Raw genomic sequence first — 13,168 nt, forward strand, 5'->3', positions numbered from 1 at the left:
ACGGCGGTGGTCAACGTCCCTGAGGGAGGCCCGGACACCCACCAGCGGGCGTTGGTCGTGCACTGCCCCATCGATCCCGACGGATCGGTTGGAGCGGTGAAGCGTGCCCTTCGCCTCTGCGGCCCGAGGGTAGTCTGTTATCGCTAACATTCTCAAGCGATGGATGGACCTGGATTTCGCGCGGCCTCACGGACGGGTCGGCGCAGGGGCGTACGCAGTGGTCGACAGGGCGGTCAGCGCTGCAGGCGGGTCGGGCTTCCCGGTCCGCTGCGACGCACGAGCCACGCCTCCGTGATGTGCGTGAACATCGCCTGGGCCGCGCCCTCGGGGTCGTGGGCGGCGATGCCTTCGTAGATGCGTCGGTGGCCCTGGTTCGACGCCACGCACATGGCGCGCTCGGGCTGGCCCATGTACCGCGCGGTGTTGACGACCTGGCTCTCCAGGGACCGGACGACGCCCCTGGCGATGCGGTTCCCGGACGCCTGCATGACCGTGTCGTGAAAGGCGCGGTCGTGCTCCTGGTAGGTGACGTGGTCGTCCACCAGTTCGTCCATGCGGTCCACCAGGGCGCGCAGCCGGTCGACCGTGGCCGGGTCGGCGAGTCGGGCGGCCACGTTGGCCATGTCGGACTCCAGCACCCGACGGGTGACCACCAGGTCGTCCAGTATCGCCAGGGAGTCGTCCTCGGCGATGGTCGCCGCGAGGACGAGTTCGTCGAGCATGTCCCACGCCGAGGGTGGGGTGACAAGCGTTCCGCTGCCCTGGCGGACCTGCACGAGCCCCTTCTCCTGCAGGATCTTCACCGCTTCCCGGATGACGGTCCGGCTCACCGAGAAGGTCTCGCAGAGCACCGGCTCGGGGGGCAGCGGAGTGCCCGAGGGATGCGCTCCCTGCACGATTCGGGTCACCAACTCAGCGGTGATCGCCCGCGCCAGATTCGCCGGGCGACGCGTCCAGGTCTGCGCCGTCGCGCCGTTGACGGCCGGCCGGTTCGATGTCGTCACGTTCACCTCCGCGTAGCCGCGGGAGCGGGCCCACGAGTCCGCCCCAGTGTAAGGGCAACCGTTGACGTCAGACGTCATACGAGTTACGTTCTCGTCAATCTTGCATCGACGGCCGTTCTCAGGCCACTCCCCATATGAAGGTGAGCAACGATGAAGCAACGAGCAGTGTGGTCCGCGGTCCTCGTTGCAGGGCTGGCCCTGACAGGCTGTGGAAGCGCGACAGGATCGGGTTCATCGTCCGGAGGCTCGGACAAGAAGCTGGTCGTCTGGGATTGGAAGTCCGGCGAGGCCAGCTCTGCCCAGTACGTGGAGAGGGCGAAGGCCGACTTCGCCAAGAAGCACAAGGACGTCGAGGTCGAGTTCGTCGCCCAGCCGTTCGAGGAGTACTACACGCTGCTCGGCGCGGCCATCCAGTCGGGCAAGGGACCGGACGTCATCCTGTTCAACGGTGGCGGCCAGATCCGCGACCGGGTCGACTCGCTCCAGCCACTGGACGAGTACGTCGGCGAGGACCGGCAGCGGCTGGCCGGCTGGGAGGCGTTCGCCAAGGGCGGCAAGACCTACGCCTCTCCCGTGACGCTCCAGGGTCACCCGATCTACTACAACAAGACGCTCTACGAGAAGGCCGGTCTCGACCCGGCGAAGCCCGCCACGACGTGGCAGGAGTTCGTCGCCAACTGCGCTGCCATCACCAAGGCCAGCGGCGCCAAGTGTTTCGCCCTCGGCAACAAGGAGGGCTACGGCATCCAGTTCTTCCTGTCGGCGATGGCGTCGGGTGTCCTGACCCCGCAGGAGTACGACAACTGGATCGCCGGCAAGCGTGACTGGAACTCGCCCAACGTGAAGCGGATCTTCGAGCTGTGGAAGGAGACCGGCACCGCGAAGCTGAACAACGACGGGGCGAACTCCACCGCCATGTTCAACGACGCGTTCGCTGTCTTCCAGTCCGGCAAGGCCGCCCACATTATCGGGCTCATGTCGGACATCGGGCACTGGAAGGACTTCAACGAGTTCATCACGCCGGACAAGCTCGGCGTGATGATGGCCCCGGCGGTGACCAGCGGCGCGACCCCGAGCCTGCCGTACGACGGTGGCATCGGTTACGCGGTCGCCAAGTGGACCAAGGACCCGAAGGTGGCCGCCGACCTGGTGCGCTCGCTGAGCTCCACCGAGGCGCTGAAGGCGTTCTACGCCAACGCGGGCGCGATCACCGCGGACACGACCATCGACGTGTCGGCGAGCGGGCCGGCCGTCACCACGATCGTCTCCGCGCTCAAGACCGGCAAGCCGGCGCCGCACGTGGCGCTCTCCTCGAAGTCGCTCGACCTGATGGGCCGCCTCTCGCAGCAGTTGCTCAGCGGCTCGATCAGCGTGGACGAGGTCGTGAAGCAGATGGCCGCCTCGGACACGGCGGGCTGACCTCGTGACGATCGGCAACTCGCTCCCGTCGGTCCGCTCGGCTTCGGCCGGGCGGGCCGGCGGGGTCCCGCCCTCCGTACCGCCGCCTCGCAATCGCGCCGTCTCCCGGCGTGCCGCCGGCGGCCGTCGCGCCGAGCAACTGGCGCCCTTCGTGCTGGTCGCCCCGGCCGTCCTGATCCTCGTGTTGCTGCGGCTGTGGCCGCTGGCACTCGGCGTCAACTTCTCGTTCACCGGCGACGGCGACCGCGACGGGGCGATGGTCGGCTTCGCCAACTACGTCGACCTGTTCCAGGATCCGCTGTTCCAGCAGGCGCTGCGCAACGTGGGACTGCTGGTGCTGCTCCTGCCGGTGGCGGTGGCCATCCCGGGCCTGCTCGCCACATTCATCTACCTGCGGGTACCGGGGCACCGGTTCTACCGCAGCGTCTACTTCTTCCCGGCCGTGCTGTCCCCGGTCATCGTCGGCGCGATCTTCAACCTGCTGCTCTCGTTTGACGGTCCTGTCAACGTTGTCCTGTCCACGGTGGGCATCGGACCGGTGGACTGGCTCGGTGATCCGGACGTCGCCATGTTCGCCGTCGTCGGCGTCCACATGTGGGCGACCTTCGGGATGGCCCTGGTCGTCTTCCTCGCGGGCTTCGCGACCCTGGACGCCGCCCTGTTGGACGCCGCGCGGGTGGACGGAGCGTCGCTGGCACAGGTGATCTGGCACGTCATCATCCCGAGCCTGACCCGCACCATCCAGTTCGTCTTCGTGACCACGATGATCGGGATGCTGACGTCCATGTTCGGCCTGCTCTACGTCATGACCAGTGGCGGTCCGGAGGGCTCGACCTACCTGCCGGAGTACTACATCTGGATCCAGCAGGGGCGGATGAACCGCCCGGCGCTCGCATCGTCCGCGTCCACCGTCCTGTTCATCATCATGCTCGTCGTCGGGCTCCTGCAGCTCAAGCTGCTCCGACGCGCGGGAAGGGAGGACTGATGTCCCGCGTCCGACTGGGCAGATGGCTGCTCGTGATCCCGATGGGGCTCCTCGCGGCCGCGACGATCTACCCCCTCCTGTTCACGGCGAACGTCGCCATGAAGACCCGCCGGGAGTACATCCTCGACCGCTTCTCACTGGCGGACTCCCTGCGCATCGAGAACATCACCACGGCGTGGACGAGCGTCGGCATGGGCCGGTACGCCGCCAACTCGATCCTCGTGGTGGGCTGCGCGGTGTTCCTGCTGCTGCTGTTCGGGTCGATGGCCGGCTTCGCGCTGAGCCAACTGCGCTTCCGGGGCTCGACGGCGCTGTTCATCGGCTGCCTCGCGGCGCTCTTCGTCCCCTTCCAGGTGATCATGGTGCCGCTGGCCCGGGTCATGGCGGACAGTGGCCTGGTCGACACGTACCCGGGGCTGATCCTCGCGTACGTGGCGCAGTTCCTGCCCTTCACGGTCTTTCTGATGACCAGCTACTACCGGACCATCCCGGTCGAGATCGTCGACGCGGCCCGGATCGACGGCAACAGCGTGTACGGCGTCTACCGGCGGATCATGCTGCCGCTGGGTGCTCCGGCGCTGCTGTCGGTCGGCATCCTCAACACGCTGTTCTGCTGGAACGACGTGCTCATCTCGCTGCTGCTGATGCCGTCGGCCGAGCACCGGACCCTGATGGTCGGGGTGACCTCGCTGCGGGGGCAGTACTCCGAGGACATTCCCACCTTCGCCTCCGGGGTGCTCATCGCCGCGATCCCCGTCCTGGCGGTCTATTTGTTCCTTCAGCGCCAGATCGCCGACGGCGTCGCCGCTGGTTCCACGAAAGGCTGACATGCGCATCACCGGGTATCGAACCCTGACGACGGTCCAGGAGTGGGGCCGACCCGTCGGCGACGCCAACGGCGTGTTCCCCGACGGCGTCACCACGGTGCCGATCACCGTCGTCGAGACCGACGAGGGGATCAACGGCATCGGCCTGGGGCCGCACGTGGAGATCGACAAGATCTTCCCGGCCATCGAGGGGGAAGATCCCCGCGCGGTGTCCACCCTGTACGACCGGATGCTGCGACAGACGTTCAAGGCCGGCCACGCGGGCCTGGTGTTCGGAACGATCGGTGCGCTGGACACCGCCCTGTGGGACATCAAGGCCCAGCTGGCCGGCGAGCCGCTGTGGCGGCTGCTCGGCGGGCGGGACCGCCGCGTTCCCGCGTACGCCTCCGGTCTGGACATCGGACTGACCGACGACGAGCTGGTCGCGGAGTACGAGATCTACGCCGGGTACGGCCTGCGGGCCGCCAAACTCAAGGGCGGTCTCGACATCGAGCGGGACCGGCACCGGCTCGGCCTGGTCCGGGAGGTCCTGACCGAGGCCGGTCACGGTCGACGGCCCGGTCTGATGCTGGACGTCAACGAGGCGTGGTCACGCAAGCAGGCCGTACGCCACGTGGCCGAGCTCGAACGCACCCTCGATCTCATCTGGATCGAGGAGCCGGTCCGCCGTTGGGACGCCGAGGGCCTGGCGGCCGTCGGACGGGGTGTACGGGCGTCGATCGCCACCGGGGAGAACCTCACCGGGCTGGAGCAGTACCGGCCGCTGATCGCGGCGGGCGCGGTCGACATCGTCCAGGCGGCCGCCGTCTGGGGGGTCACCCACTTCCTGCGGGTGGCGGCACTGGCCCACGCCCACGATTTGCCGGTCAGCCCCATCGGCAACATTCCACTCGGTCTCCTGCACGCCGCGACCTCGGTGCCGAACCACCTGGTCAGTGAGTTGCAGGATCTGCGACCTCCGGTGGGCATCGGCCTCGACCTGCACGTCGAGGACGGCGCGTTCGTCCTCGGAGACAGCCCGGGCCTGGGTGTACGGGTGGACGAGGTGGCGATCGCGGCGGTCGGGCACCGCCCGGACGGGCCCTCGGCCGACAGCCCGAACGTCCGTCCCGAGCGGGCGGGCAAACGCCTCCTGGCCGTTGCCGAGCCGACCGTCACCACCGCACCGGTCGGGGTCGAGGCCCTGCTCGTCGACGCGGTCCGGGCCCCGAACGACGTGGCGCCCCTGCGGCACTGAGCCGGTACGGGCCGACTCCACCACTGGACCACGATTGGTCGGATGATTACCGTGTCCGTGGCGCCGACACCGCGCACGCGGCTCCGGCCGCCCTGTCACACGCACCGTACGTACCACCCACGTCGAGACGGAGCAGCAGTGAAGGCGATTGTCTACCAGGGAGCACGTGACCTGCGGGTCGAGGATCGCGCCGCGGAACCGCCGGGCCCCGGCCAGGTGCGAATCGCGGTGGCGTACACCGGGATCTGCGGTACGGACCTGCACATCTTCCACGGCGACATGGACGCCCGCGTGGGCGCGTCGGCGGTCCTCGGGCACGAGATGTCGGGACACGTCGCCGCTGTCGGCGACGGAGTGACCGACCTGCGTGTCGGACAGGCCGTCACGGTGATGCCGACCCGCGCCTGCGGGCGGTGCCCGGCGTGCCGTCGTGGCCACTCGCACGTCTGTCACGCCATGGACTTCCTCGGCATCGACTCGCCCGGCGCCATGCAGTCGTCCTGGACGGTGCCGGCCGACCTGGTGCTTCCGCTCCCCGACGACCTGCCGTTGGACCAGGCCGCGCTCGTCGAGCCGGTCGCGGTGGCCGTGCACGACGTCGGCCGGGCCGACGTGGCATCCGGTGAGCACGTGGTCGTCGTCGGCGGTGGTCCGGTGGGTGTCCTCATCGCGGCCGTCGCCCGGGAGCGCGGGGCACAGGTCCTGCTCGTCGAGCCGGACGGCTTCCGGCGCGGGGTCGCGTCGGGCATCGGGATCGAGGCGGTGGACCCGGGGCCGACCGATGTGGTGGCGCTGGTCAACGAGCGGACCGACGGCGCGGGCGCGGACGTCGCGTTCGAGGTGTCCGGCTCCGCTGCCGGCGTCGGCACGGCCGTGGACGTGCTGACCACCCGGGGCCGGCTGGTGATGGTGGCGATCCACCCGCAGCCGCGTCCGGTGAACCTGCACCGCTTCTTCTGGCGCGAGCTGCAGTTGCTGGGCGCCCGGCTGTACCAGCGCGAGGACGTCGTCGAGGCGATCCGGCTCGTGGCGGCCGGCGTCATCCCGGCCCAGGAGCTGATCTCCCGGGTGCTGCCGGTGGAGGGCGTCACGGATGCGTTCACGGCCCTGGAGTCCGGCGGCGGTGTCATGAAGGTGCTGCTCGACTGGCGGGAGGAGGCGCGATGAGCGCCCTGTTCGACCTGAGTGGGCGTACGGCCCTGGTGACCGGCGCCCGGCGGGGGATCGGTCTGGCGATGGCCGAGGCCCTGGCGTTGGCCGGCGCGGACGTCATCGGGGTCTCGGCGCAGTTGGAGCCGGAGGGCAGTGAGGTCCAGCGGCGTGTCCAGGCGGCCGGTCGCCGGTTCACCGGCATCCGGACGGACCTGGGCGACCGGGCCGCGGTGTACCGGTTGGCCGAGGAGGCCGAGGCGGTGGCGCCGGTGGACATCCTGGTGAACAACGGTGGCACGATCGCTCGTGCGCCGGCCGTGGAGCATCCCGACGAGATGTGGGACCGGGTGGTGCAGGTGAATCTGTCCAGCCAGTTCGTGCTGAGCCGGGAAATCGGTCGGCGGATGGTCGACCGCGGACGCGGCAAGATCATTTTCACCGCCTCGCTGCTGAGCTTCCAGGGCGGCATCAACGTCGCGAGCTACACGGCGGCGAAGTCGGGCCTCGCCGGGCTGACCCGCGCCCTGTCCAACGAGTGGGCCGCACGCGGGGTGAACGTCAACGCGATCGCGCCCGGGTACATCGCCACCGACAACACCCAGGCGCTCCGCGACGACCCCGCGCGTAACGACGCCATCGTGGGTCGCATCCCCGCCGGTCGGTGGGGACGCGCCGACGACCTGGCCGGCGCCACCGTGTTCCTGGCCGCAGCTGCCTCGGACTACGTGCACGGCACCGTCCTGCCCGTCGACGGCGGTTGGTTGGGCCGATGACGGGGGCCCCGCCGGACGGGCGTCCCGGCATCGTCGACGCGCACCACCACCTCTGGGTCCGTGCACGGCACCCCCAGCCCTGGATCGACCCGGACACGATGGCGGCGATCGACAACGACTTCACCCCGGCGGATCTCGCCCCGGCGGCGCGGGCCGCCGGCGTCACCGAGACCGTCGTCGTGCAGTCGATCGCCTCCGTGGCGGAGACCGAACACCTGCTGGGCATCGCCGCCGACGACCCCCTCATCGGCGGAGTCGTCGGCTGGGTCAACCTCACCGCCGACGACATCGACGAGCGCCTCGACCGGCTCCGCGCCGCACGGGGAGGGGAGCGGTTGGTCGCCATCCGCCACCTCGTCCAGTCCGAGCCCGACCCGGCGTACCTCGACCGGCGCGACGTCCGGCGGGGCATCGCGGCTGTCGGCGCCGCCGGCCTCGCCTACGACCTGCTGGTCCGCGACCACCAGCTCCCGGCGGCCACCCGCCTCGTCCGGGACCTGCCCGAGGTGTCGTTCGTCCTGGACCACCTCGCCAAGCCGTCGCTCGGCACGGGTGACCTCGGCGACTGGCCCGCCAACCTGCGGGCGCTCGCCGCCGGGGAGAACGTCACCGCGAAGCTCTCCGGCCTGGTGACCGAAGTGGATGGTCCGTCCTGGTCGGCGTCCGACCTGCGCCCGGCCGTCGACCACGCGCTCGACGCGTTCGGCCCGCACCGGCTCATGTTCGGCTCCGACTGGCCGGTGTGCCTGCTCGCCAGCTCGTACAGCCGGTGGGTCGGCGTGCTCGCCGAGCTGCTGGAACCGCTCGGTGACGGGGAACAGGCGGCGATCTGGCGGGAAACCGCCGTCCGCGCGTACGGGTTGGGGGAGCCGTGACGGGCCGGGCGTTGCCCCGGCGGCCGGCGGTGCGGCTCACCACGCTGGGCTTCGGCGCCGCGCAGGGCGGCAACCTGTACCGGGCGACGTCGGACGACACGTTCGCCGCCGCCGTCGACACCGCCTGGGACGCCGGCATCCGCTACTTCGACACCGCGCCGCACTACGGTCTCGGCCTGTCCGAGCGGCGGCTGGGAGCCGCGCTGCGGTCCCGGCCCCGCGCCGAGTACGTGGTGTCGACGAAGGTCGGGCGGTTGCTCGTACCGTCGCCGGAGAGCGCGGGGGACCGCGATCCGGAGGGGTTCGACGTGCCGGCCGACCACCGGCGCGTCTGGGACTTCAGCCGCGACGGCGTGCTCCGGTCGTTGGAGGCCAGCCTGGAGCGCACCGGTCTGGACCGTGTGGACGTGGTGTACCTGCACGACCCGGACGACCACTGGGAGCAGGCGGCGACCGAGGCGGTGCCCGCACTGGTCGAGCTGCGCGACCAGGGGGTCGTCGGCGCGATCGGGGCCGGCATGAACCAGTCGGCGATGCTGGCCCGGTTCGTGAAGGAGACCGACATCGACGTGGTGATGTGCGCCGGCCGGTACACCCTCCTCGAACAGGGCGCGCTCGACGACCTGCTGCCGGCGGCGCAGGCCGCGGGGGTGGGCGTGGTGATCGCCGGCGTCTACAACTCCGGGCTGCTGGCCCGTGACCAGCCACCCGCCGACGCGACCTACAACTACCAGCAGGCGCCGCCCGAGGTGATCGAGCGGGCCCGGCGGATCGCGACGGTCTGCCAGGAGTACGGCGTCACGCTGCCCCAGGCGGCGTTGGCGTTCGTCCGCCGGCACCCGGTCGTGGTCTCGACGGTGGTCGGCCTGCGCGACGAGGCCCAGGTGACCGAGACCCTGCGCCGCTTCGACGCGGACGTCCCGGAGCAGCTCTGGGTGGCGCTGCGCGACGCCGGACTGCTCCGGTGACGACACGCCGCTGAAAAAGCCGGAGCGCCGGCCACCCGTCGTCAGGAGCGGGTGGCCGGCGCTTCGTTCGCGCTACGGTCCGGTGGTCAGACCTGGGTGAACCGCCACTGCTGGTTGGCGGCGCTGTGGCAGCCCCACTGCAGCAGTCGGGCCCCGTCGGCGGTCGAGGCGCTGTTGACGTCCAGGCAGAGCCCGCTCAGCGCGCTCTTGACCGTGTAGACACCGGTGGTGCCGGTCGACGTCACGGTGAACTTCTGTTGGTTGGAGTTGTTGCAGGTGGTGTGTTGCAGGAAGGCGCCCTGCGCGGTCGAGCCCCCGACGACGTCGAGGCACTTACCGCTGTGCACCGCCTTGAGGTAGACGGCGCCGCCGCCGGCGTCCACCGCCTGCCACTTCTGGTTGTTGGCCCCGGTAGCCGCCCACTGCACGACCTGCGCGCCGTCGGCGGTGGAGACACCGCTGACGTCCATCAGCTTGCCGCTGTGTTGGGCCGTCAGGGTCCAGGTCTTCCCGGCCACGCCGGTACCGGTGTCGCCGCCGGGGACCCCCACGCCGTTGCCGCCGAAGGTGAACGCGTCCAGGTCGAACCAGTTGGACGTGCTGCCCTTGAACACCATGTAGAGCGTGTGCGTCCCGGACAGGGCCGCGACGCTCACCGCCGACGTGGACTGGTAGTTGTCCCAGCCGCCGGTGCTCGGCACGGTCGTGGTGGCCAGCAGGGTGCCGGTCGGCGAGTCGGCCCGCAGCTCGATGGAACCGCCGCCGCTGGGCGACGACAGCCGGTAGCTGACGGTGCTGATGCCCGACAGGCTCATCGGGTTGAACGCCACCCAGTCGTTGTTGGAGATGTCGCCGACGCGCTTACCGCTCTCCGCGGCGCTCTGGTCGACGACCCGGACGCCGGACTGGCTGCTGAAGTACTCGGCCTGCTTGTGCTTCGGTTGCAGGATCGCCTGCGCGTAGCCGGTCAGCGGTGAACCGCCACCCGAGCCGCCGTTGTCGGTGTAGCGGGCGTTGAGCACGTAGTACAGGTTCGCGCCTTCGGGGTGCCCACCGAGCAGGTCGGTGGAGATGGTCCCCGAACAACCCGGGTACTCGGTGGTCTCGTGGGCGTGGTCGTCGTGGCCGAGGGCCGGGTTGACGAACACCTTGGTGCAGTCGATGGCCGCGCCGCCGGGGTCGGAGACACTGACCGTGTACGAGACCTTGTCGCCGAAGTTCAGCATGCCTCCGTTGGGCGGCACGTTGATGGTGACCACCGGGGCGGTGTTGCCGACGGTGATCTGTACGTTGGCGAAGCCGGTCTTGCCGGTGTTGTCGGTGACCTTCAGCTGTGCGGTGTAGTCGCCGTTGGTCGTGTAGGTGTGTGCCGGGTTGGCCGCCGTGGAGGTACCACCGTCACCGAAGGTCCACTGGTAGCTGAGGGTGTTACCCGGGTCCGGGTCGGTCGTGCCGGCGCTGCTGAACTGGACGGTCAGCGGGGCGCTGCCGCTGGTCGGCGTACCGACGGCCTTCGCGATCGGTGACCGGCCGCCCTGGATGTAGTCGATGCGGTAGAGACCGGAGTCGTTGTTGCCACCGCCGAAGTTCGATCCCCACTCGAGCAGGTACAGCGAGCCGTCGGGGCCGAACTCCATGTCCATCGGCTTGTTGAAGTTGCCGCCGGGCAGGAACGGGTTGGTCCGGGTGACCGCCGTCGAGGAGTCGAAGTGGACCTCCTTGACGTAGTTGCGCGCCCACTCGTAGAAGAAGTGCACGCCGTCGTAGTACGGCGGGAACTTCGTCGCCGACGGGTTGTTCGCGTCGTACCGGTACACCGGACCGCCCATCGGCGCCGACCCGCCGGAGCCCAGCTCGGGGAAGGTCGTCGAGGCCGGGTAGCCGTACCAGATGTTCGGCGAGACGATCGGCTTGAGGTTGACCAGGCCGGTGTTGTTGGGCGAGTTGTTGACCGGCGCGCTGCAGTTGAACTTCGACCCGACGACACCCGTGTCCGGGTTGAACGGCGCGTACGGCTGGTTGTTGCCGTGGCAGAACGGCCAGCCGTAGTTACCGGCTGCCTTGATCACGTTCAGCTCGACGAGACCCTCCGGGCCGCGGTTGGTCGTCGGCGGGTTGCGGTCGGGGCCGTAGTCGGCCAGGTAGACCCAGCCAGTTGCCGGGTCGATCGAGAAGCGGAAGGGGTTGCGGAAGCCCATGGCGTACACCTCGGGCTTGGTCTGCGCCGTGCCCTGGGGGTAGAGGTTGCCGGACGGGATGGTGTACCCGCCGCTGGCCGAGGGCGTGATGCGCAGCAGCTTGCCGCGCAGGTCGTTGGTGTTGCCGGCGGACCGGGCGGCGTCCAGGTTGGCCTTGCCGGACCGCCAGTCCAGCGGAGCGTAGCCCTGCCAGTTGGGGTCGAGGTTGGGTGGCGTGTCGTCGCCGGTGCCGATGTAGAGGTTGCCGTCCGGCCCGAACTCGATGTAGCCGCCGGTGTGGCCGGGCTCCGCGAAGGTCCGGTCCCGGTACGCCGGGATGTCGATGATCCGCGCCTCGGTGGACAGGTTGAGCGTGTCACCGGAGAGCGTGTAGCGGGAGACCCGGTTGACGTCGGTCGAGCTGCTCGCCGGGGAGTGGTACAGGTAGACGTACCCGTTGCTCGCGAACGCCGGGTCGATCGCGACGCCGGTCAGGCCGTCCTCACCGCCGGTGTAGACGCTCAGCGTGGCGGCGGTGACGGTGCTGTTGGTGCTCGGCTTGAAGATCTTGACCTGGCCGCCGCGCTGGACGTACAGCACGCGGCGGTCGGGCAGCACGGCCATCGCCATCGGATCGGCGGTGTTGTCGTCCAGCGTGCGCTTCTCGAAGTTGCCCCAGACGGTGCCGCCGCAGTCACCGGGCACGTTGCCGGCGGCCCACTTGATGCCTCCCAGGACGTGGTTGCGGAAGTAGGTCTCGCTGTACGACTCGATGGCGTGGCCCATCGCGGTGGCCCACACCCGTCCTCCGCCGGTGTTGCGGCACCACGAGATCGGGTGGTCCGGGCCCATCGCCCGCGAACCCGGGTTGTACGTGCGCTCGTCGGCGGTCACCAGGACGTGCACGTTGCCGCGCGGGTTGGAGTCGAAGTTGTACCACTCCTCGCTGCGGCTCCAGCGGTCCGGCAGGCCGACCGTCGACGGGTGCTGCTTGTCGGCGACGATGGCGGTGCCGGCGAGCACTCCGGGGGAGTGCTCGGGCATGTGGGCTCCGCCGTTCATCATCTGGTCCCACCACGGGTACTCAGACTCGATGCCCATGTCGGTGGCGTTGTGCACACCGACGATGCCCTTGCCGCTGGCGAGGTAGCCCTCGATGGCCTGCCGCTGCGAGGCCGAGGTCCAGACCATGCCGGAGGTCTGGAGCATGATGACGACGTCGAAGGTGGCGAGGTTGGAGGCCGTGAAGACGCTGGCGTCCTCGGTCTGCACCACCTCGAAGTTGTTGGCGGTGGCCTGCTGCTGGATCATCGAGATCCCGGCGGGGATCGAGTCGTGCCGGTAGCCGGCGGTCTTCGTGAACAACAGGGCGCGGAAGGCCGGGGCGGCCGACGCCGGCGGGGCCAGGCCGAGGGCCACCAACAGGCCGACGATCAGTCCGATGATCAATGTGGGGCGACGCATGCCGTCTCCTAGGTCTGGGCGGGCAACTCCGATTGCGAGCACGGGCCGCCAGCGCGTCAGGTCGTGTCTGGGCGCGCGGGAGCCACGAGTGTGCTGGTCGCGGTCGTCGTGCCGTCCGCCGAAACGGCAGTCAGCCCCGCTGGATGTCACACAGCGTGATGTGGGCTGTGATCTCGTCCATGGTCTGCGAGGTCAGGATGAGCTATCCATCGACAGGTGTCAATGAAACGTCGAGCGTCGGATGTTACCCCTCGGTAGGGGTGCTCGGGCCTGACTCGTCCGTGTCG

10 protein-coding genes are annotated in these 13,168 nt (G+C 69.7%); 8 read left to right on the plus strand and 2 right to left on the minus strand.

Annotated elements, in window-relative coordinates:
• Positions 1–233: 233 nt before the first annotated feature.
• Positions 234–1,004 carry a FadR/GntR family transcriptional regulator gene (locus ABZU91_RS17605; protein ID WP_355241035.1) on the minus strand — a complete coding sequence of 257 codons (771 nt, stop codon included), beginning with the start codon at positions 1,002–1,004 and terminating at the stop codon, positions 234–236.
• A 150-nt stretch (positions 1,005–1,154) separates the two neighbouring features.
• Between ABZU91_RS17605 and ABZU91_RS17610 the strand changes: the two genes are divergently transcribed.
• From ABZU91_RS17610 to ABZU91_RS17645, 8 genes are all read left to right on the plus strand, one after another.
• Positions 1,155–2,423, plus strand: a complete 1,269-nt coding sequence (locus tag ABZU91_RS17610; protein WP_355241038.1) for an extracellular solute-binding protein — start codon at positions 1,155–1,157, stop codon at positions 2,421–2,423.
• A gap of 4 nt (positions 2,424–2,427) precedes the next feature.
• On the plus strand, positions 2,428–3,408 hold the full coding sequence (locus ABZU91_RS17615; protein WP_355241041.1) for a sugar ABC transporter permease: 981 nt from the start codon (positions 2,428–2,430) through the stop codon (positions 3,406–3,408).
• On the plus strand, positions 3,408–4,235 hold the full coding sequence (locus ABZU91_RS17620) for a carbohydrate ABC transporter permease (RefSeq protein ID WP_355241044.1): 828 nt from the start codon (positions 3,408–3,410) through the stop codon (positions 4,233–4,235). The genes ABZU91_RS17615 and ABZU91_RS17620 overlap by 1 nt, the downstream gene beginning before the upstream one ends.
• A 1-nt stretch (position 4,236) precedes the next feature.
• On the plus strand, positions 4,237–5,472 hold the full coding sequence (locus ABZU91_RS17625; protein ID WP_355241047.1) for a mandelate racemase/muconate lactonizing enzyme family protein: 1,236 nt from the start codon (positions 4,237–4,239) through the stop codon (positions 5,470–5,472).
• A gap of 138 nt (positions 5,473–5,610) precedes the next feature.
• Positions 5,611–6,639, plus strand: coding sequence for an alcohol dehydrogenase catalytic domain-containing protein (locus ABZU91_RS17630; RefSeq protein ID WP_355241050.1), 1,029 nt, complete (start codon positions 5,611–5,613; stop codon positions 6,637–6,639).
• Positions 6,636–7,397 (plus strand): SDR family NAD(P)-dependent oxidoreductase, encoded by a 762-nt coding sequence (locus tag ABZU91_RS17635; RefSeq protein ID WP_355241053.1) that lies wholly within the window; start codon positions 6,636–6,638, stop codon positions 7,395–7,397. Before ABZU91_RS17630 ends, ABZU91_RS17635 begins: the two co-directional genes overlap by 4 nt.
• Complete coding sequence (locus ABZU91_RS17640; protein ID WP_355241056.1) at positions 7,394–8,272, plus strand: amidohydrolase family protein; 879 nt, start codon at positions 7,394–7,396, stop codon at positions 8,270–8,272. The genes ABZU91_RS17635 and ABZU91_RS17640 overlap by 4 nt, the downstream gene beginning before the upstream one ends.
• Positions 8,269–9,240, plus strand: a complete 972-nt coding sequence (locus ABZU91_RS17645; protein WP_355241059.1) for an aldo/keto reductase — start codon at positions 8,269–8,271, stop codon at positions 9,238–9,240. Before ABZU91_RS17640 ends, ABZU91_RS17645 begins: the two co-directional genes overlap by 4 nt.
• 86 nt (positions 9,241–9,326) lie before the next feature.
• Here the strand turns inward: ABZU91_RS17645 and ABZU91_RS17650 are convergent, their stop codons facing one another.
• A complete protein-coding gene (locus ABZU91_RS17650) occupies positions 9,327–12,881 on the minus strand; it encodes a ThuA domain-containing protein (RefSeq protein WP_355241062.1) in 3,555 nt (1,184 codons plus the stop codon).
• Positions 12,882–13,168: the final 287 nt, after the last annotated feature.

Source organism: Micromonospora sp. NPDC005174 (assembly GCF_040608495.1).
In the GTDB taxonomy this organism is placed as follows: Bacteria; Actinomycetota; Actinomycetes; order Mycobacteriales; family Micromonosporaceae; genus Micromonospora.

What these genes read in the sequence shown, in the direction of transcription:
- ABZU91_RS17610 (WP_355241038.1), top strand. Translation starts at nt 1,155, where the DNA reads ATGAAGCAACGAGCAGTGTGGTCCGCGGTCCTCGTTGCAGGGCTGGCC.
- ABZU91_RS17620 (WP_355241044.1), top strand. Translation starts at nt 3,408, where the DNA reads ATGTCCCGCGTCCGACTGGGCAGATGGCTGCTCGTGATCCCGATGGGG.
- ABZU91_RS17625 (WP_355241047.1), top strand. Translation starts at nt 4,237, where the DNA reads ATGCGCATCACCGGGTATCGAACCCTGACGACGGTCCAGGAGTGGGGC.
- ABZU91_RS17635 (WP_355241053.1), top strand. Translation starts at nt 6,636, where the DNA reads ATGAGCGCCCTGTTCGACCTGAGTGGGCGTACGGCCCTGGTGACCGGC.
- ABZU91_RS17640 (WP_355241056.1), top strand. Translation starts at nt 7,394, where the DNA reads ATGACGGGGGCCCCGCCGGACGGGCGTCCCGGCATCGTCGACGCGCAC.
- ABZU91_RS17650 (WP_355241062.1), bottom strand. Translation starts at nt 12,881, where the DNA reads ATGCGTCGCCCCACATTGATCATCGGACTGATCGTCGGCCTGTTGGTG.